This is a genomic window from Acinetobacter genomosp. 15BJ (assembly GCF_000400715.1).
Classification (GTDB): domain Bacteria; phylum Pseudomonadota; class Gammaproteobacteria; order Pseudomonadales; family Moraxellaceae; genus Acinetobacter.
This window is the reverse complement of record NZ_KE007345.1, coordinates 222,737-241,311: the sequence shown is the minus strand read 5'-3', so window position 1 is coordinate 241,311 and position 18,575 is coordinate 222,737. Positions and strand designations below refer to the sequence as shown.

The 18,575-nt window shown below is 38.7% G+C and carries 20 protein-coding genes; 14 read left to right on the top strand and 6 right to left on the bottom strand.

All coding sequences use genetic code 11. The features are described 5' to 3' along the window. Positions 1 to 101 precede the first annotated feature (101 nt). The 9 genes from F896_RS18110 to F896_RS18150 all read left to right on the top strand — a co-directional run bounded on the left by F896_RS18110 (position 102) and on the right by F896_RS18150 (position 9,385). Positions 102 to 992, top strand: coding sequence for a metal-dependent hydrolase (locus F896_RS18110; RefSeq protein ID WP_032882013.1), 891 nt, complete (start codon positions 102 to 104; stop codon positions 990 to 992). A gap of 177 nt (positions 993 to 1,169) precedes the next feature. Continuing rightward, on the top strand, positions 1,170 to 1,760 hold the full coding sequence (locus F896_RS18115) for a LemA family protein (RefSeq protein ID WP_016162297.1): 591 nt from the start codon (positions 1,170 to 1,172) through the stop codon (positions 1,758 to 1,760). Positions 1,761 to 1,796: 36 nt separating this feature from the next. Continuing rightward, positions 1,797 to 2,867, top strand: a complete 1,071-nt coding sequence (locus F896_RS18120; protein WP_016162296.1) for a TPM domain-containing protein — start codon at positions 1,797 to 1,799, stop codon at positions 2,865 to 2,867. Then, positions 2,861 to 3,421, top strand: coding sequence for a TPM domain-containing protein (locus F896_RS18125; RefSeq protein ID WP_016162295.1), 561 nt, complete (start codon positions 2,861 to 2,863; stop codon positions 3,419 to 3,421). Before F896_RS18120 ends, F896_RS18125 begins: the two co-directional genes overlap by 7 nt. Positions 3,422 to 3,843: 422 nt before the next feature. Next, entirely contained in the window at positions 3,844 to 4,374 is a 531-nt protein-coding gene (locus tag F896_RS18130) for a pilin (protein WP_416201940.1), read from the top strand. Between the two features lie 104 nt (positions 4,375 to 4,478). After that, complete coding sequence (locus F896_RS18135) at positions 4,479 to 6,167, top strand: O-antigen ligase family protein (RefSeq protein WP_016162293.1); 1,689 nt, start codon at positions 4,479 to 4,481, stop codon at positions 6,165 to 6,167. A gap of 216 nt (positions 6,168 to 6,383) precedes the next feature. Next, entirely contained in the window at positions 6,384 to 6,896 is a 513-nt protein-coding gene (locus F896_RS18140; protein ID WP_016162292.1) for a pilin, read from the top strand. A gap of 34 nt (positions 6,897 to 6,930) precedes the next feature. Continuing rightward, positions 6,931 to 7,662, top strand: a complete 732-nt coding sequence (gene tfpZ, locus F896_RS18145) for a TfpX/TfpZ family type IV pilin accessory protein (protein WP_016162291.1) — start codon at positions 6,931 to 6,933, stop codon at positions 7,660 to 7,662. A gap of 82 nt (positions 7,663 to 7,744) precedes the next feature. After that, the gene (locus F896_RS18150) at positions 7,745 to 9,385 is read left to right on the top strand and encodes a PglL family O-oligosaccharyltransferase (RefSeq protein WP_016162290.1); all 1,641 of its coding nucleotides are present in this window, start codon (positions 7,745 to 7,747) and stop codon (positions 9,383 to 9,385) included. A gap of 69 nt (positions 9,386 to 9,454) precedes the next feature. Here F896_RS18150 and bfr read toward each other — a convergent pair whose 3' ends face one another. The 6 genes from bfr to gmk all read right to left on the bottom strand — a co-directional run bounded on the left by bfr (position 9,455) and on the right by gmk (position 14,517). Further along, on the bottom strand, positions 9,455 to 9,919 hold the full coding sequence (gene bfr / locus F896_RS18155) for a heteropolymeric bacterioferritin subunit Bfr (RefSeq protein ID WP_004803950.1): 465 nt from the start codon (positions 9,917 to 9,919) through the stop codon (positions 9,455 to 9,457). Positions 9,920 to 10,164: 245 nt separating this feature from the next. Continuing rightward, positions 10,165 to 10,359, bottom strand: coding sequence for a bacterioferritin-associated ferredoxin (locus F896_RS18160; protein WP_004776027.1), 195 nt, complete (start codon positions 10,357 to 10,359; stop codon positions 10,165 to 10,167). 183 nt (positions 10,360 to 10,542) lie between these two features. Continuing rightward, positions 10,543 to 10,923, bottom strand: a complete 381-nt coding sequence (locus F896_RS18165) for a RidA family protein (RefSeq protein ID WP_004657462.1) — start codon at positions 10,921 to 10,923, stop codon at positions 10,543 to 10,545. Between the two features lie 166 nt (positions 10,924 to 11,089). Then, complete coding sequence (locus tag F896_RS18170; RefSeq protein WP_016162289.1) at positions 11,090 to 13,207, bottom strand: RelA/SpoT family protein; 2,118 nt, start codon at positions 13,205 to 13,207, stop codon at positions 11,090 to 11,092. A gap of 337 nt (positions 13,208 to 13,544) precedes the next feature. After that, positions 13,545 to 13,823: a DNA-directed RNA polymerase subunit omega gene (rpoZ, locus tag F896_RS18175; protein WP_004803954.1), complete on the bottom strand. Its 279-nt coding sequence runs from the start codon at positions 13,821 to 13,823 to the stop codon at positions 13,545 to 13,547. A 70-nt stretch (positions 13,824 to 13,893) separates the two neighbouring features. Further along, on the bottom strand, positions 13,894 to 14,517 hold the full coding sequence (gene gmk, locus F896_RS18180; RefSeq protein ID WP_004803956.1) for a guanylate kinase: 624 nt from the start codon (positions 14,515 to 14,517) through the stop codon (positions 13,894 to 13,896). Positions 14,518 to 14,620: 103 nt separating this feature from the next. On the opposite strand from gmk, the gene ispH reads away from it, so the two are divergent. The 5 genes from ispH to F896_RS18205 all read left to right on the top strand — a co-directional run bounded on the left by ispH (position 14,621) and on the right by F896_RS18205 (position 18,566). Further along, positions 14,621 to 15,571, top strand: a complete 951-nt coding sequence (gene ispH, locus F896_RS18185) for a 4-hydroxy-3-methylbut-2-enyl diphosphate reductase (RefSeq protein WP_005317749.1) — start codon at positions 14,621 to 14,623, stop codon at positions 15,569 to 15,571. A gap of 140 nt (positions 15,572 to 15,711) precedes the next feature. Then, positions 15,712 to 16,275 (top strand): pilus assembly FimT family protein, encoded by a 564-nt coding sequence (locus F896_RS18190; RefSeq protein ID WP_016162288.1) that lies wholly within the window; start codon positions 15,712 to 15,714, stop codon positions 16,273 to 16,275. Beyond that, positions 16,275 to 16,817 (top strand): type IV pilus modification protein PilV, encoded by a 543-nt coding sequence (gene pilV / locus F896_RS18195; protein ID WP_016162287.1) that lies wholly within the window; start codon positions 16,275 to 16,277, stop codon positions 16,815 to 16,817. Before F896_RS18190 ends, pilV begins: the two co-directional genes overlap by 1 nt. A 1-nt stretch (position 16,818) precedes the next feature. Continuing rightward, positions 16,819 to 17,799, top strand: coding sequence for a PilW family protein (locus F896_RS18200; RefSeq protein WP_016162286.1), 981 nt, complete (start codon positions 16,819 to 16,821; stop codon positions 17,797 to 17,799). Between the two features lie 11 nt (positions 17,800 to 17,810). Beyond that, the gene (locus F896_RS18205) at positions 17,811 to 18,566 is read left to right on the top strand and encodes a pilus assembly PilX family protein (RefSeq protein ID WP_016162285.1); all 756 of its coding nucleotides are present in this window, start codon (positions 17,811 to 17,813) and stop codon (positions 18,564 to 18,566) included. Positions 18,567 to 18,575 lie beyond the last annotated feature (9 nt).

Genomic DNA, 18,575 nt, shown 5'->3' with positions numbered 1-18,575 from the left:
TTGGTAGTTTTGGCAAACTTTATAAGCTTTTTTGCCCTGTCATTACAATTTTCTCGGCGCAATACTCAAACCCAGTCTAGGAAATGATGCAGGCAATCGAGATGGCTCTTGCAAATGTGAATGTGGAAAAAAATTATTTAAATCGCCCTAAAGCATTGGGAATTACAGTACGGCGTTTGCAATTTAATCCGAAAAAAATCAAACGTCATTATTTTGCCAATTCTCCAGTAATGTCACATCTATTAACAGCACTGTCTTCAACATTTCCAATTGGAGAACAGTATTTTGTGAATAGTGTTCGCAATGTTCGAGATAAAGTACAAGATCCTCAGCTGCAGGCGCAGATTGCGGCATTTATTGGGCAAGAGGCAATGCACTCCAAAGCACATACTGAGTTTAACGATGCTTGGCGACGTGAGGATTATAATCTCGATCGTTTTCAGGCGTGGTTGGCGAAACGGGATGATATGCTGCGAAATATTCACCCGAAATTACAACTGGCCTTAACTTGCGCTTTTGAACATTTCACAGCGATGTTAGGCGGTTATATTTTAAAACACCCAGAAATTCTCAGTACGCTAGATGATGATGCGATGAAACTCTGGGTTTGGCATGCAATTGAAGAAATCGAGCATCGTTCGGTGGCATTTGATGTCTACCAAGAAGTATATGGTGATGATCGTATTCGCCGTTTACTGATGCGGAGTGTGACGACAGGCTTTGCCAGCCTGACTTTTTATGCCACTACGCGATTGATCTGGCAGGATAAATGGAAAAGCTTACCGAAATTGGGTGGCAATCTGTTTGGTATGTATTTACTGAGTAAAATGCTATTACAGTTGATTCCTGAATATTTATCTTATTATCAAGCCGATTTTCATCCTGCCAAACATGATTACACGCAGTTAGTGAATTACTGGAAAGCCCGTATGGCAGACGAATATGGGATGGCAAGTTTCCAAGAGGAAACTTCTTCTAAAATTTATAGTTAATCATCATCCAATACCATCAAAGTTGCTTAGCATGGCATTACATCAAGATTCTTGAGTAATGCCTTTTTTATTTAAATTCAGATAAAGCAACTTTAATAAATGTTACACAGCCGACAAAAAATCTCATTACAATGAATTATCGCAAAAATATAAAGAAAAACTTGAGGATAAATTTTTATGAAAATCATCAAACAAACCGCATTGGCAACTGTATTGGCAAGCACCTTGTTATTTACGGGCTGTGGTTATAACACTTTGCAAGTCAAAGACGAGGCAGTGACAGCTTCTTGGTCTGAAGTTCAAAACCAATACCAACGCCGTGCTGATCTGGTGCCGAATTTGGTCAATGTGGTGAAAGGCTATGCCAAACATGAAGAGCAAGTTTTGGTTGAAGTCACTCAAGCGCGTTCTAATGTCGCAGGCTTAAAAGTTGATAAAGAAGTGTTGGAAGATCCAGCACTATTTGAGAAATACCAACAAGCGCAAAGCCAATTGACGGGTGCATTATCGCGCTTGATTGCGGTTTCAGAAAGTTATCCTGACTTAAAAGCCAATGAGCAATTCCGTGATTTACAAGCACAACTTGAAGGTACTGAAAACCGTATCGCGGTTGCGCGTAACCGTTATATTACCACGGTTCAAGATTACAACGGCTACGTACGCCAATTCCCTCAAGCGTTGACTGCTAAAGTCATTGGCATGAAAACCAAAGAAAACTTTAAAGCGGAACAGTCTGCACAGCAAGCGCCAACAGTTTCATTTAATTAATATCTGAAATTGTTTTGAACTGTGAGGAGTTACCGTATGTTGAACGTGTTTAAGCAGAGCTTAAAGCAGAGAATCCTACCTGTTTTAACCATTATTTTTGCGACACTGTTTTTCCAACATACGGTTTGGGCTGAAGTCGCGACCGCAACCGATCAAAGTGATGTGCTTGTTGCGGGTAAAATTATCCAAGAACAGCAAAAGAATAAAACGACGACTACACCAGCCACGCCAAATGCTGAAACTCCTGCATTGCCACAAGTGGCGAATGACATGGCAGAGGGCGAATCGATTCGTGGTTTGCCAACTTTAAATCAACCCGTGATTGATCAGGCCAAAGTATTGAGTGCTGCTGAAATGCAGCAACTCAATCAGAAAATTCTCAGTCTGTATCAGCAAGGCAAAGCGCAAATCGGGGTAATTATCGTACCAACCACTGGGCAGGAAGCCATTTTTGATTTTGCTTTGAGAACGGGTGAAAAATGGCAGCTTGGCTCAGCAAAACGTGATAATGGCTTACTGATGGCGATTGCAGTCAATGATCGTAATATCCAGATCTTGACGGGTTATGGTTTGGAGGGCGTACTGCCTGATGTGGTATTGAGTCGGATTATCCGCAATCAAATTACCCCGTATTTTAAACAGGGGCAATACGCACAAGGTATTTCTGCGGGATTAGATGAAATCAGTCGCATAGTCAATTTAGACCCAGAGATTGCGCAGCAAGCCGCACAAGAATTGAAAGATCGGCATGAACAAGCGATACAAGCGCAGCAAGCCAAAGACAATACTTTGACTATGGCTTTATTCATTCTGGTAGCAGGTGTCGTTGGTTCATTTATTGTTGGTAATCGTTTAAGTGCTTCCACTGCAGCCGTTGCTGCAACTGTTGCTGGTTTGGTTAACGGTGCGGGTCTGGTCATGAGCTTATTGCTCGGTGTCGGGATTTTCTTTTTATTGATTACTTCATTGGCACAACTTATTTTCCAAGCCTTCCTGTCAGGTGGTGGTCGTGGCGGCGGAGGTGGAGGATTCGGTGGCGGCAGCGGTGGTGGTTATAGTGGCGGCGGCGGTAGCTTTGGCGGGGGAGGAGCATCAGGCTCATGGTAACCAAGACAGATACAACACAGATTATTACCCAACCTAAATTGGATGAGCATGTGCAACCGAGTTTAAAACGTTGGTTCAAGCATTTTCTCTACGTCTCTTCTGCGCATCGTTATTTTAGTAAGCAAGATCGATCAGAGATTGCCAAAACCGTCCAGCAGGCGGAAAAGGGCCATGTGGGTGAGATTCAGGTGGTGATTGAAGGACATATCCCTTGTTCACAAGCCTATCATCAAAATACCCGTTTACGCGCGCAACAACTGTTTGCCGAGTTGGGTGTTTGGGATACTGAACTGAATAGTGGTGTACTACTCTATCTCAATTTATGCGAGCGTAAAGTCGAGATTGTGATTGATCGCGGTTTAAAAAATGCCACACCGACTGAAACTTGGAATAGGATCTGTCAAAGCATCGTACTGTTGTTGGCTCAAAAGCAATATTTACAAGCCGTAAATAATGGTGTTGCAGAGGTTGGTCAGGTACTAGACCAGTATTACGTGAAAACAGACCTCAATGATCAAAATGAATTGCCGAATGAACCGATTATTCTAAATTAAAACGCGATCTTGCCATTTAAAAATGGGGCTTGTTGTTTTGTCTAAAATCAATTAATGTGCAGAATGTTCTGTACATTAAATCTATTATCGGCCGATTGTGCCAAATATCTTCTGATAAGCGGTAAAAAAAATATTAATAAATTTTTTGTGAATTGAGTCGCTCAATTTACATACAAGTAGAAAATAGTCAAATTCATTAGCTAAAAAAAAGAATAATTAAGCAGTAAAGATGACGTTATTTGTCATTTTTTTTCTTAAAGTGTCTGAATTGCTTTGATTTTATCCAACATGAAATTTTTTTAAGTCCCTGTTTTTTTAGGTTAAAATTAGCTAAGCTAAGGACTGGCATAAAACATGCTAATTACTAAATAGCTGAAAAAAGCTTATAAAAAAATATCCATTGGAGAAATGTTATGAAATCAATGCAAAAGGGTTTTACTCTTATCGAATTGATGATCGTTGTCGCGATTATCGGTATCTTGGCGGCAGTTGCGATTCCTGCATATCAAGATTATACGGTACGAGCGAAGGTTTCTGAAGTAATTGCTGCGGGTGCTGCTGCGAAATCTGCAATTTCAGAAGGCTTCCAAACTAATGGTATGGTGGGTGTTGCATCTGCAGCGGGTGCAGTTTCAAAAGGTTCTGCTACTGCGCCAGTAAGTAAATATTTACGTTCAATTAGTGCTGCGAGTGCTACAGGTATTATTACGCTTACAACAACTAACGATACAAGTTTACCTACAGCTGCTCAAGTTAAAACTATGAAAATGGTTCCTTATGTTTCTGATGCGACAGGCACAGCTGTTGTTTTGGCTAATGGTGTTGAAGGTTCTGTACAGTGGGCATGTGGTACTGATTCAATTACACAAGCTACGGCTCGTGCTGGAGCTACTATTGCTGGTACAGCGACAGGTGATTTACCATCTAAATTTGCGCCTTCTGAGTGTCGTTAAGCTCAGCGTTGCATAAAAAAAGACTGGCAGTTTGCCAGTCTTTTTTTATTCGCAATTTTTAGTTGTGATTAAAAAATAATGTTTAATCGTTTTCAGGGGCAAAGATGGGAAATATATTGCAGTTAAAGCAAATGGACGAAAAAATTTTTACTTTTTTTATTGGATTTGCTTTTCTATATGGAATCTTAAGTTATCAGCATTATGCCCCGAGTTATCATGACTTTTATATACATAGTATTGTTTTTTTTCTATGCTCGGTCGGTGGTCTCTTTGCATTTCATCGAGGGAAAGTTGAAATTTATTTCAGTAATTTCCTTTGGATCTTAATTTTCTTTGTTTTACTGTTACAGCCAATTTTAAATAATATTATTTATATCGATGGTCTTATTTTTCCATTAGCTGTTGTGCTACTTGTATTTTTTTTATCTGTTGCTGCTTCTAATATTATCGATAAAGAGAGGCTAATTAAAAATATGGGAGGTATTTTAGTGGTTGGTGCTATTTTGTTGCTACTAACACAAATGCTTCATGTTTTTAAGCTTTTAAACATTGTTGATCTAATGAAGCTTCCATTGCAAAAAGAGCGCTTCTCTGGGAATTTATTTCAGCCTAATCAAGCAGCATTTGTCTTTGTTTTGGGTGTTATTTCTTCAATGTCTTATATTAAGAGTAATGTTATAAAATACATTATTATATTTTTCTTAAGTGTGGGGGTTGCTTTTACTGTAAGTCGGAGTGGATTTTTAATGCTTATTTTTTGTGTAGGCATGTTTAATGGAATGCAGAATTATTTTACAAAAAATTATTTATTAAAATTAAAAGATCTATTTTTTTGTTTGGCTGGATTATTCTGTGGAATTTTAGCATATCCATTTTTTTCGCAAACAACAGGCCTTGTTGAGAGGACAACATCGGCTTTAGATGATCCTAGGATTTCTCTTTTATACCAGTCGTGGTTAAATATTTCTGAGCATCCAATTACAGGGGTTGGTTGGAAGAATTTTACTGGAACAGGGTTAAATCATTTTGAACAAATAAAATGGTTTAGTTCAGCAGATCACTCTCATTTTTTTATTAGCCAATTGATAAGTGAATTTGGTTTTTTAGGTTTAGCTGTTATTGCTTTTTTTGTATATGTATTTATTAAAAATATAAAAATATCTAACATAAAAGAAGCCTATGTTTTTATGATATTGCTGGTTTTTTTAATTTATTCGTGCTTTGAATTCCCTTTGTGGGAGTTGAAATACTTAATGATTTTTTCTATTTTCCTTTCTCTTTTTGTTAGTGAGAATAAACCTTTTTATTGGGTGAAAAGAGGGTATCTATTTTCTTTGGCCTTGAGCGTACTCGGCTTCCTTTCATTGTATTATTCTTTTCAATACAGAGAGTTGGCAAAAGTTTTTGACCTGATGGCTAATGATAATGTGACTTTGGAAAAAAAAGCAGAAAAAATTGTTGAGTTAAAGCCAGTTTTTGGTTTCGGATTTTTTAATGACATAATGGTTTATGAAATTATTGCGGAAGGGAATTTTAGTTTAAAGGAAAAAATAGAGTTAGGCGCAAAAGTTGTAAACTATTTCCCTACATATCCTTATTTAGTTAGGCATGCTACTTTCTTAGCTATGAATAAAAATACGGAAACCGCTATTTATTATTTTAGTGCTTCTTGCCAATATGAGTTCAGAAGCAACTGTGGTGAAACAAAGCAATACTTAAGAGCTCTTTCTGAACAAAATCCAATTGAATTTAAAGAGATTTATGAGGTTATTAATAGGAAGTATAAAAATTAGACTATTTTAGGGTAGTAGTTTTATATTTTGCCTCTCATATACAGTAAGAAAGTAAGAGGGGCAAATACGTTTTAAAAGGGAAAAAATTGTCACTTTTTTTAAAAAAATGGATTTTCTATTTTCTTGTTTTATTTTAAAGTATTGTTTTTTATTTGTTTTATTTTTTGGCATGTTTTTTGATTATCTTATTAGTAAGAAATTTATAGAGATACCATAATGAAAAACAATCATGGTTTTACGTTGATTGAACTCATGATAGTTGTTGCAATTATTGGGGTGTTAGCGGCAGTGGCGATTCCTGCATATCAAAATCATGTAGCACGAGCTAAGATTGGTGAGGCTTTGGTGATCGCAAGTGCGGCAAAAACAATGGTGAGTGAATCTTTCTTGGTAGGAGGAATTGCTATGGTTGTAAATACGGCAACAGATTATAGTGCAAGAGCTGCAACTGAAAAGCAAACAAGATATGTTTCAGATATACAAATTGCGAATGATGGTGTAATTACTGTTAAATTAACAACAGATTCAAATGTGGGGTTACCAACAGCCGTTTTGGGGCAAACACTTGTGCTGACACCAAATGTTGCCCGAGCCAAATTAACAGCAACTTCAAATGGAACGATTGACTGGGCTTGTGCAACACTTACATCTACAGCAGCGACAGCAAAAGGATTGGTCGCTGATTTAGGGACTTTACCTTCCATGTATGCGCCATCTGAATGTAGATAACTATTAATGGATTCAAATTTTCTAGGTGATTTTTGTGTCGAAACGCTTTAAGTTTTTTTTAAGTCATTTAGCAATTTCTTTCTTTATTGTTTTAATTGTGGTCGGTGTTGTTTTCTTTATTTGGTACCCCGATCCACTTGCTCAAGCAGTAGGGGTGACGCATATTTTTCTTATGATGTTAGCCATTGATGTAGTTGTTGGACCATTATTGGGCCTACTGGTCTATAAAGAAGGAAAAAAGAATTTGACAATGGATTTAAGCATTATTATTTTAATTCAATTGAGTGCATTGAGTTATGGCGTATATAGTATTGCTCAAGGGCGGCCCGTATGGCTTGCTTATAATGTAGATCGTTTTGAGCTTGTACGTAATAATGAAATTCTAACGGAGCATATTGCACAGGCATTGCCTCGATATCAAAAGCCTTCTTGGCAGCCTCAGTTTGTAGGGGTTGAATTTGCAAAAGATAAAGATGTTCGTAGTAAGGAAATGTTCGCAGAGTTATTGGGAGGGATTTCAATTGCTCAAAAGCCCGAGCGCTACGTACCATTAGAACGAGTAAAGCAAAAAATTCAGCATCGTGCTCAAGATTTAAAATTATTAAGCCAATTTAATGATAAGGCTAATGTACAGACTGTACTAGCAAAATACCCGCAGGCGACGGCTTTCTTACCGTTAAAAGCGAATGCAGTTGATATGACGGTTCTCATTAATAAAGAAAAAGGAGAAGTGGTTAAAATTGTCGACCTACGACCTTGGAAGTAAATTGTAGTTTTTATCTTATATTTAATTTGTAGCTTAAGGCTTAGAGATATAATTCACTAAGCTTTTTTCTTATGTATAAAGTATGCAATTTTTATGCTTTTTTCTTGCCAGTGTTCTGATCAGCTTTGCTTGGCTTTCCCCATTTCATACTTATCCTTGGGTGACTTTTTCAGGGGAGCTTGCTAGTTTTGCAGCTGGCTTGGTTTTACTTGCTGTTTTTCTCAATAAAAAAATGATTATTCCCAGAGTTCAACTCTGGATCGCACCGATTATTGCTGCTCCATTGCTACAATGGGGCTTTGGGCTAGTCAATGACTTTAGCACGTCACTATTAAGCTCACTCTATGTATTCGCTTTTTGGCTGATGATCGTCCTTGGTTATAACCTTTCGCTGCAAGTGGATCAGCGTGAAGTGCTGATGCAAGAGACCTCTAAGCTGCTATTTGGTATTGCGATTGTCTGTAGTGTGATGGCAATTGTGCAATGGTGTGGGCTTGGTGGTGTGGTTAATGGCATTATGCAGCTCAAAGGGGATCGCCCTTATGCTAATTTTGGACAGCCCAATCATTTGGCAACATTCCTGATCATGGGGCTTATGGGAGCCTTATATCTGTATGAAAAAAGAGTCGTAGCTGCATGTTGGCTAGTGCCATCTAGTCTATTGATCCTATTTACCATTGCTTTAACCCAGTCTCGAACTTCATGGGTGGTGTGTTTATTTATTCTATTTTATTGGATGTATAAGCAATACAAGCAGCAACCACGCTTCAACTTCGTTCAGCTTTGGATTTGGTGCGTTGGTTTTTTTGTGATTGCAGCATGGGGCTTACCACTGCTCACAAATGCCATTGATACGTTCTCAAACTCTGAAGTCATCCAAACAACCAGTTTGGCTGAACGGGCGAGTTCAGGCTATTTACGTTTTGATATCTGGACGCAGATGCTTTTGGCGCTGAAAGAGCAGCCATGGTTTGGTTATGGCTGGAATCAAACCAGTATCGCGCAGATTAGTATTTTTAATTTACATCCTTCACATGAATGGGTGATCAGTGCGCATAATGTATTGCTCGATATCTTGGTCTGGAATGGCTTACCACTTGGGCTTTTGATTATTGGCTATATGGCAGTCTGGTTTTTTTGGTTAGATCGAAATGCCAAAGACACCACTTCAGTAGTTGCAATTATGATGGTTGCGGCAATTCTGATTCATGCCATGCTGGAGTTTCCGCAACGTTATGCGTATTTCCTACTGCCTATGGGCTTTTTATTAGGTCTAGTTCAAGCACAAACACCTCAGCTAAAAGCAGTGACTTTAAATAAAAATGTCATTCGCTTTATCTGGCTGATTGGTATCGTACTGCTGTTATTGATCTGGCGGGATTACAAGCTATTTCAGGAAAATAGTCGTTTAATTTTTAAAAATCAGCAACCTACAGTAGAGATATTGGGAAGTTCTAAAATTCTGTTATTGACTCAATTTCAACAACGGCTTGATTGGATTGGTCTAAAACCGAAAACACGAATGTCAGAGAGCGATTTGAAGCAGATTGATGCCTTAGTTAAAAATAAGGCAACGCCTTATAACTTGAAGAAATATGCACAGCTGCTTGCTTATAATCACAAATTTGAAGAGGCGGAACAGCAACTTTTCATTTTACAGCAGCTGTATGGACAAACACTCAGCTTGCCAGAAGTGCTTGAAATGAATAAGCAAGCGAGATAAAAATAAAGCCCTCATCAGGGCTTTATTTTTTGATTCAACTCAATAAATAGTTTGGGTTGAAGAGAAGAATTAGATTTGGCTTTGAATATAGTTTTCGATACCCACATTCTCAACAAGATCGAGTTGGGTGTCGAGCCAATCCCAATATTCTTCTTCTTTCTCTAAAATTTCTTGGACCAAATCACGGGTCACATAATCCTGTTCTGCTTCAGCAAGTTCAACAGTTTGTTTGATTGCCTCAATATTTTCTTTGACCTTACGGATATCGCAGTTCAGAACTTCTTCAGTATGTTGACCGATATAGAGCTTGCCTAGATGTTGTAGATTCGGTAAGCCTTCTAAAAATAAAATACGCTCAATCACTTTATCAGCATGTTTCATTTGACGAATAGATTCTTTATATTCGGCTGAACCGAGTTGCTCAATTCCCCAGTCATTAAACATACGAGAATGTAAGAAATATTGGTTGATCGCAGTTAAATGATGGTACAGCACCTGATTCAGCTGATTGATAACTTCGCGATTGCCTTTCATTGCGCTTACTCCAAAAACACCACATGATGCCCTAGTTGCTAAGGCAATTTATCTTATCTTAATCAAGAAAGAAGTATCTGGCGAGTAATTTATAGAACGGCAAATGAAAATCACAATCAAAAACATCCTGATATGATTATGATTTTTATAAAAAAACCGCTTAAATGAGGAACTTTTTAAGTTCTACAGGAAGCGGTGGAGTCGTAAAACACGAATTGAATTGGAGGAGTAATTTTAAAGATAAATCAGGCAGCTATAGAAATACGTGCAGCGATTTCAGCAAGTTCATCGCTGATAATAGCGCGGGCTTCAGGAGCACAACGACCACAACATGTTCCTAGATCGAGTAGGTCACGGATTTCACGATAGCTCTCTGCGCCATTTGCAACGGCGTCTTTGATATCCTGATCTGTAATTCCACGACATAAACAAACATACATGGGAGTGAGCCACAAATATAAATGCGATAATTGATATTATTGATAATTATTATCGTTTGTCAATGAATTTCATTCTAACAATGAGTATATTCTTATTGGGAATTTGAATAAAAAAATACCGCCTGATCGGCGATATTTTGGATAACTTATAACTTTTTGATAAATATAAATTTAAAAAAGTGCTTAGGGAATGATCACAATCCCATCCATTTCCACCAAAGCACCTTTTGGTAAGCTGGCAACACCAAGCGCTGCACGTGCAGGGTATGGTTGTGCAAAGTATTCACCCATAATTTGGTTTACCAATTGGAAGTGTGACAAGTCAGTTAAAAAGATATTGAGTTTGGCAATATCGGCTAAACTGCCACCAGCTGCAGTACAAACAGCTTTAAGGTTATCAAATACGCGACGGATCTGAGCTTCAATGCCTTCTACAAGTTCCATACTGTACGGATCTAAACCAATTTGACCTGAAAGGTAGAGCGTATTGCCAACAAGAATTGCTTGAGAATATGTTCCGATAGCAGCAGGGGCGTGTTCAGTATGAATAACTTGGCGTGACATTTAGCTCTCCTAGGTTGTTTTCTCTATCTTAAACCATGCGACTTTAACACAAAAATTCGGGTACGAAAGTCTTGAGTACTGTGTAGTCGCAGTTGCATGGATATATTATTAGAACTTTTATGTCGATAAAATGCTTTAAATATTCATTTTACAGCTGGACTTGTATTTAATTGGTGGTTGCCAATTTTGCGATTTCAGGCTGTACGATGGGCATATTTAGGCGTTCAATACGAGGGAAACCAAAGTTCATGCGTAAGTCACGGATAATTTGGGCGATTTGATTTCGGTTGCTGACCACGATGTTGACATAGGTTTTTTGGTCTTGTGAGTGAACCATTTCTACCCCCGTTTTGGCTTTACGGCATTGATAGATTAAATCAGAGATCTGCTCATCGTTCATTGCCATGTGAATACATAAATAAGCACTGAAACGGACATCATCAATTTCTTCGGATTGCCAATGCAATGGCATGATATTTTCTGGATGCAGATGTTGTTCATGTAATAAATTACGACATCGTGAACGATGCACGATCAAACCCCGTCGGGAGAGGTGTCCTTGGATTGGATCACCCAAGACTGGATTGCAGCAATGTGCATATTTTACATCGACACCTTCTGTACCGACGATTAAACGATCGGAAGCGTCATGATGCTGTGAATGATAATCCTGAGCAAATAAATGATTTGCGACCAGTTGTGGTAATAGATCACCCACTGCAATCTGTTCGAACAGGGTATCTTTACTACTTAAATGACGCCATTCCAGCACATTCGTCCAATCCGTTGGAGATAGATCATCAATTGAACGCTGGAATAGTTTTAATGCACGGTTTAGCGCTTGCTGACCAACTAAGCGCTGTTCATCAATATCCTGCTCTCTAAGCATATTTTGCAGTGCGCGACGTGCTTTCTGCGTGTTAATGAAGCTGAGCCAGTCTGGATTTGGAGTTGCTAAAACATCGGTAATGATCTCAACCACTTGTCCACTGTGCAATGGTGTCGATAGTGGGCGAATTTCACCATCTACTTTGGCACCAACCGCGTGGTTACCTAAAAATAGGCTGGCTGAATAGGCAAAATCAACCACGGTTGCGCCTTGTGGTAATTCATGCAATTGCCCATGCGGGGTATAGACCCAAATTTTTTCTTGGTGGAGATAATCAAGCAAATCACTAAAGGTGGTTTTGGCACAGCCGCTATCAATTAGAGTATTCAAGTTCTGCATAGACGCTTGAATGGCCGAGCGACAGGCTTGCGGTGCATTTTCACCAAGCACTACACCAAAACGTGCTGCTTTACGCATTAGCTCAGTTTGGATCGTCAATGAAAGTGTGGTCTTTTCACCTTTAAGCTGGATCATGAGTGATTGGTTGCCACCTGGTAAAGGGCGGCGGATATGATCGCTATATTGTAAAACTTGGAAATTGTCTTTCAGTGCATCAACTAGACGGTCACAGTCTGCGATACTTTGTAAAATAATTTCAAAGGCATGGCTGTGACTGAGTTCATTTAAGTCGATTTCATTTTTAATAAAATGGCGCAGTAATTCGATATTATTGTTTTTCTTCTTGATTCGGCCTTTGAGGTCATATGCTTTTAATAACTCAGAGAGTTTTTGTTCCCATACTGCTTGGTATTCGCAACGTTTCGGCTTGGTCTCAAGAAGTGCAGTCTGAACATCATTAAACATGTCTAAATCAAGATTCTGATAACACAGGTGTTCAAGGTTATCCGCCATCTCATTCATACCAACAAGACGAGCCATAGGTACAAAAATATCCAGCGTTTCTTGTGCAATACGAGCACGCTTATCCGGACGCAGGGCGCCTAAGGTGGTCATATTGTGATAGCGATCGGCTAATTTAATAATAATGACACGAGGGTCTTGTAACGTTGCTTGCAAGATTTTTCGGAAGGATGCGGCTTTATTATATTCTTTATCGCTGGAATGGCTGAGTTTGGTGACACCATCGACCAGTTCGGCAACCACTGAGCCATATTTTTGTCCAATTTCGTCTTTGGTAAAGTCGGTATCTTCAATCACGTCGTGAAGTAAGGCAGCCATTAGCGTATCGGCATCAAGACGCATATGTGCCAAAATGCAACTCACCGCAATAGGATGCAGTACATATGGTTCACCACTTTTACGAGTGATACCACTATGCGCTAAATCAGCAAAATCGCAGGCAGCAAGAACTCGTTGAACGTCGCTATCCTTGAGATAGGCTTCAATGATTGCTCTGAGCTGTTGCTTGGCTTGGCTGACCTCTTCGCCTGGCATATAACACCTTTTATAACCTAAATTCAGTAATGGTATGTCTGCTGATACTTCAGCGATATAAAGATATATTGCGTTGATTGTTCACGTATTCAATGCTGATTAAATCTCGTAAACCAGATTTGATCCCATTGAAAACTTACATTGATCGCAAGTGTTCGCAAACATTACGCTTATCTTCTAATGAAAAGCAAATTGAGAAACTTGTCAATTTGTTCATTATAAAAACTCGTAATTTTTTTCAATGACGGATATTGCTTTTATCAATATGTATTGAATTTTGCAAGAAAGAAAAAAGCCCAGAGTCTTCACAATGGGCTTTACGCATAACAAATTCGATTTAGAAAGTAAAACCTTCTAAGTTTAGTGAATTTGTAGACAGTACCATATCAAGGTTTGATGTTTGGTAGTCTTGATCGCGTTGTTTTAAAATTTCTTTAGTCACATGACCAATTGCAATTTCACGCAGCGCAACGACTGTTGGCTTATCATTGTCCCATTCTACAGTGGGTTCCATACCTTGACGTGCTAATTGACGTGCACGTTTACTCGCCACCAGTACTAACTCGAAGCGGTTATCTACATGGTCTAAACAATCTTCAACGGTTACACGTGCCATAAGTTGTCTCGTTTGAACATTACATTTGAAAAGACTGAGTAGTATAAAAGGCTTTTAGTCCAGACTCAAGTTATTCACGATCAAGGGTAAGTAAGTTTTCGATTAATTGTTGATGACGCACACTTTGTTGCAAAGTAACCAAACGATTTGCAGCGATAATTGCTTCTAAATCATGTACTGCTTTATTGAAATCATCATTAATGATGACATAGTCAAAACTGGCAAAATGACGCATATCTTCAACTGCACAACTTAAACGATGTTCAATGACATCAACAGAATCTGTGCCACGATTTGAAAGACGTTGTCTTAAATCATATTGTGTTGGAGGGAGAATAAAGATTTGTTTCGATTCAGGAAAAAGTCGACGAACCTGTTCAGCACCTTGCCAGTCAATTTCGAGTAAAACATCATGACCTTGTAGCAGTTGTTCTTTGACCTTGGCTTGAGACGTACCATAATAATTTCCGAATACTTCTGCATATTCGATGAAACCGCCTTCATTAACTTGTGCTAAAAAGCTTTCTTTATTGGTAAAATGGTAGTGAACACCATCAAGTTCACCAGGGCGTTGACCGCGTGTAGTGTGTGAGACAGAAACGTGTAAGTTGCTGACTCGATCGAGTAGGGCTTTGACCAAAGATGTTTTGCCTGTTCCTGAGGCTGCAGAAACGACAAACAATAGACCCGACATGATATTTTTCCTGAATATGATAAAATATTTTGGCTATTGTAGTGTAGCGTGTCATTAAACGAAATAGTTTGGTGTAAAAATTCAGATCATGAGAGAGGATGTTATGGAAATCGTGTTGGCCAATCCACGAGGCTTTTGTGCTGGAGTTGACCGTGCTATAGCAATCGTCAATCGAGCACTGGAATGTTTTAACCCACCTATTTATGTACGCCATGAAGTGGTGCATAACAAATTTGTGGTCGATGATTTACGTCAGCGTGGTGCTGTATTCGTCGATGAGTTGGATCAGGTCCCTGATGATTCAATTGTGATTTTTAGTGCACATGGCGTATCGAAAGCAGTACAGCAAGAAGCTGATCGCCGTGGTTTAAAAGTATTTGATGCGACCTGCCCATTAGTGACTAAAGTTCATATTGAAGTGACCAAATATGCACGCGAAGGGACTGAAGCCATCTTGATTGGACATGAAGGTCACCCAGAAGTGGAAGGTACGATGGGGCAATATGATAAATCTAGAGGTGGTGAGATTTATCTGGTTGAAGATGAACAGGATGTTGATGCTTTAATGGTAAGACATCCTGAAAAAGTCGCTTTTGTCACGCAAACCACGCTTTCAATTGATGACACGGCTAAAGTGATTGATGCGCTTCGAACTAAATTTCCAAAAATTCAAGGCCCGCGTAAAGATGATATTTGCTATGCCACCCAAAACCGCCAGGATGCAGTGCGTGATCTAGCTGAACAGTGTGATGTGGTTCTTGTGGTCGGTTCACCAAACTCGTCAAACTCGAATCGTTTACGTGAGTTGGCTGAGCGTATGGGTAAGTCTGCTTATTTGGTCGATAATGCAGATCAACTTGAAAAAGATTGGTTTAAAGCGGAGAGCAAAATTGGTGTCACTGCAGGTGCATCAGCACCAGAAATTTTAATTAAACAAGTGATTCAGCGCTTACAAGATTGGGGTGCGACACCACCAAAAGAACTACAAGGACGTGAGGAAAACATTACCTTTAGTCTACCAAAAGAGTTGCGTATCCAAGTGATACAAGCCTAATTTTATTAGAAAAATGTGAAATAGAAACGGATGGATGACACTCCATCCGTTTTTTTTTGGTGCTTATCTGCTTTGTATTGGTTCTGTAAAAATAAAATTTAATATAGAGTAGTGAATTTTAATAATTAGGTGCAGAGGCAATGGGGAAAAGTCAGGGGTTCACCTTAATTGAATTGATGGTGACGATTGCCGTATTTGCAGTTATTGCTACTTTAGCTGTTCCATCATTTGGTGATCTAATTAAAAGAAAACAGTTAGATACCACAGCTAAAGATTTTGCACTTTTTTTTGGTGAGGCACGAGGGCAGGCAATCTCCTTACGTAAAAATATTACATTAAAATTAACCTGTCCAACCGAGACAGACCCCGTCACTGCTCAAACAAAAATAGTATGTCCACAAAATACAGCAACACTATTTTATTGGGTTTCTCCTCGTAATGATATTGAATTAACCAGCGATAAAATTGATGTTGTATTTTCAGGGCTAGGTAGTGCAAAACAAAGAACAAAAGCTGTGAATAATCCAGTATGTAATGCTCCTACACCAAATTTATGCGATACAGATCCAACAAATAATCCTCGTCAGATTCCTGAAATTGTCCCTTTAGAATTTACTTTATGTAATGCGAGTATCCATGAAAGTCGAACAATTCTTGTATCAAAGATTGGAACTGTTGATGGGATTCGCACGGGGACATGTTAATGAAAAATAAAAATTATCAACAAGGGGTCGGTTTGGTCGAAGTCTTGGTTGCTCTCATCATTTTAGCATTAGGTGTATTGGGTTTCTCTGCTCTGCAACTTAGAGCACTGGATGCGGCACAAGAGGCGACAGAACAAACGGTAGCAATGAATACTGCTCGAGATTTGGTTGAAAGAATCCGAGTTAATAGAACAGCTTTAGCTAATTACAGAACAACGATCAATACTAAGACAATTGATAATGGAAAAATGGTGTGTATCGGGACTACAAGTCGTGACGCGAATCCAGTTACTACAAAAATAGACCTGCCCAAATGCAATCCTGTTGCAATGGCGGAACATGATTCGACTGAAATTTTAAGAAAAGCAAATGACCATGGTCAGGTCATTGTCATGGCAAACTGTGTGGCTAGTTCAATGAATTGTGTTTATGTCGCTTGGGGACCAACGACAATTACAGCAACGGATATTAGTCAATGTGTTAATACAACTACAGGAACTTATATTGTGGATGCTAAATGTTTAGTGATGGAGGCATTCTAAAATGAATAACCATATAGCTAAGCAACAAGGTTTTACTTTAATTGAGTTAATGATCTCACTTGCACTGGGGCTACTTATCAGTGCAATTGCAATCCAATTATTTCTGACAAGTCAGCGTAGTGCGACAACGCAGCAAGGAATGATGAACTTACAAAATTCAACTCTGTTTGGATTGGGGGAAGTAGTGAATCATTTACGTGTGGCTAATCTTAATGCATCACAGCCTTTTATTGACGATACCGTTTTATATGGAGGGATCGTACTTAAACCCGATAATATTTCGGCAAATCTTTCTAAATTTTCGATTAACGCAAATCTGTTAACACGTGGTGGTATTGGTTTATCAAACTTAAAAGACCAGAAAAGTGATCAATTGGTTATCCAGTATAAAGTTAATACTCCAAATCAATTCGATTGTGAGGGCACTGGTTTGACTGTGAGCGATTATGTTGTAGAGCGTTATTTTTTAAGAGCAGATACAAATAATGCGAATGATCCAAATCAGCCGCTCGCTTTAGCTTGTAAAGCTGCTCGTTATACGACAGAGTCGGCAAAAACAAATACGACATTGGCCTTAAGTGGGAATGGTGAAATTTTAATTCCCCGCGTTGATCATTTTAGCGTGCGTTTAGGTGTTGCCTATGATGGTGCAAATTCAACTTGTAATGCAGTGACAGAAACGGATGCGAGTGAGGTTGTTACAAATATTGCTCCAGATACTCGTTTAGACTGTTTTAGCTATATGGATATAGAGGATTACAGAGCTTTAGCAGGAAAGAAACCACAAATTGTTTCTTTACAAATTGGTTTGCTGTCTCGCTCTACGGATACGGTCGGAAATAACCCATTTTTTGATGAAAATCAAAATTATCAAGTTTTGAATGTGAATGCAAAGTTGATTACACATGCTCGAAATAAATTATATCTACGCAATGTGGTTACACAAACTATTGCGATCCGTAATGGCTTTGGTATCGAGTAAGGGGCTGTGAGATGAAAAGAATAAGACGAAGAACTCAAACTGGCTCAGTCCTAATTGTGGTCTTAATTATGCTTGTGCTTTTAACGTTAGTGGGTACATGGGCTATAAGGGGAAGTATAACTTCCTTAAAAATTGCAACGAATTCACAAGCTCAGGCTTTACTTAAACAAACAAGTGATTCTGTATTTTACACGTTAGAAAACAAAACTGATGATGCATTGGCTTTTACTCAAATGCGTATTGGTGACGGTATGTTGAACTACACCTTACGTCCTGAAAATAAAGGTAAAGAATTAGTCTTTTGTGTGCGTGGTGCTGTTGTAGATAATTTTGCAGGAAGTCGTTTAGCAAGTGTTGCATATTGGGATGATAGTGGTGCAATTAATAATACAGAAATGGGGAAGAATGGTTTCTGTCAAAAAAATCGTATTACTGATTTCTTGAGTGGACGAAATGCAGTAATGACGCAGGTTACAGTGAGAGCAGCTTCGAATGATAGGGATTGGGAGCATATGATGGAAGCTGACGATAAAGAAAGTTCAAAAAGTACAGGAATTCAAAAGGTTGTTGTCACGGCAACCTCTATTTTACCTAACTTTAGTGAGGCAACAACAAGCGATATTAATACTTGTTTAACGGATTTCACCAGTTTTGTGGATGAGGCTAAGAATAATATTACTGTTACTGATTGTTTGTCGAATAAGAATGTTCCATACAGCACGCAAGAAATGGAATATACCATCAAAACTGTAGGCGCATCCTCATAAGGAGAACTC

Excerpts from the sequence above, each read along its gene's own strand:
- F896_RS18110 (WP_032882013.1), top strand. The coding sequence starts at position 102 with ATGGCTCTTGCAAATGTGAATGTGGAAAAAAATTATTTAAATCGCCCT.
- F896_RS18115 (WP_016162297.1), top strand. The coding sequence starts at position 1,170 with ATGAAAATCATCAAACAAACCGCATTGGCAACTGTATTGGCAAGCACC.
- F896_RS18120 (WP_016162296.1), top strand. The coding sequence starts at position 1,797 with ATGTTGAACGTGTTTAAGCAGAGCTTAAAGCAGAGAATCCTACCTGTT.
- F896_RS18125 (WP_016162295.1), top strand. The coding sequence starts at position 2,861 with ATGGTAACCAAGACAGATACAACACAGATTATTACCCAACCTAAATTG.
- F896_RS18130 (WP_416201940.1), top strand. The coding sequence starts at position 3,844 with ATGCAAAAGGGTTTTACTCTTATCGAATTGATGATCGTTGTCGCGATT.
- F896_RS18135 (WP_016162293.1), top strand. The coding sequence starts at position 4,479 with ATGGGAAATATATTGCAGTTAAAGCAAATGGACGAAAAAATTTTTACT.
- F896_RS18140 (WP_016162292.1), top strand. The coding sequence starts at position 6,384 with ATGAAAAACAATCATGGTTTTACGTTGATTGAACTCATGATAGTTGTT.
- F896_RS18150 (WP_016162290.1), top strand. The coding sequence starts at position 7,745 with ATGCAATTTTTATGCTTTTTTCTTGCCAGTGTTCTGATCAGCTTTGCT.
- bfr (WP_004803950.1), bottom strand. The coding sequence starts at position 9,919 with ATGAAAGGCAATCGCGAAGTTATCAATCAGCTGAATCAGGTGCTGTAC.
- F896_RS18160 (WP_004776027.1), bottom strand. The coding sequence starts at position 10,359 with ATGTATGTTTGTTTATGTCGTGGAATTACAGATCAGGATATCAAAGAC.
- F896_RS18165 (WP_004657462.1), bottom strand. The coding sequence starts at position 10,923 with ATGTCACGCCAAGTTATTCATACTGAACACGCCCCTGCTGCTATCGGA.
- F896_RS18170 (WP_016162289.1), bottom strand. The coding sequence starts at position 13,207 with ATGCCAGGCGAAGAGGTCAGCCAAGCCAAGCAACAGCTCAGAGCAATC.
- rpoZ (WP_004803954.1), bottom strand. The coding sequence starts at position 13,823 with ATGGCACGTGTAACCGTTGAAGATTGTTTAGACCATGTAGATAACCGC.
- gmk (WP_004803956.1), bottom strand. The coding sequence starts at position 14,517 with ATGTCGGGTCTATTGTTTGTCGTTTCTGCAGCCTCAGGAACAGGCAAA.
- ispH (WP_005317749.1), top strand. The coding sequence starts at position 14,621 with ATGGAAATCGTGTTGGCCAATCCACGAGGCTTTTGTGCTGGAGTTGAC.
- F896_RS18190 (WP_016162288.1), top strand. The coding sequence starts at position 15,712 with ATGGGGAAAAGTCAGGGGTTCACCTTAATTGAATTGATGGTGACGATT.
- pilV (WP_016162287.1), top strand. The coding sequence starts at position 16,275 with ATGAAAAATAAAAATTATCAACAAGGGGTCGGTTTGGTCGAAGTCTTG.
- F896_RS18200 (WP_016162286.1), top strand. The coding sequence starts at position 16,819 with ATGAATAACCATATAGCTAAGCAACAAGGTTTTACTTTAATTGAGTTA.
- F896_RS18205 (WP_016162285.1), top strand. The coding sequence starts at position 17,811 with ATGAAAAGAATAAGACGAAGAACTCAAACTGGCTCAGTCCTAATTGTG.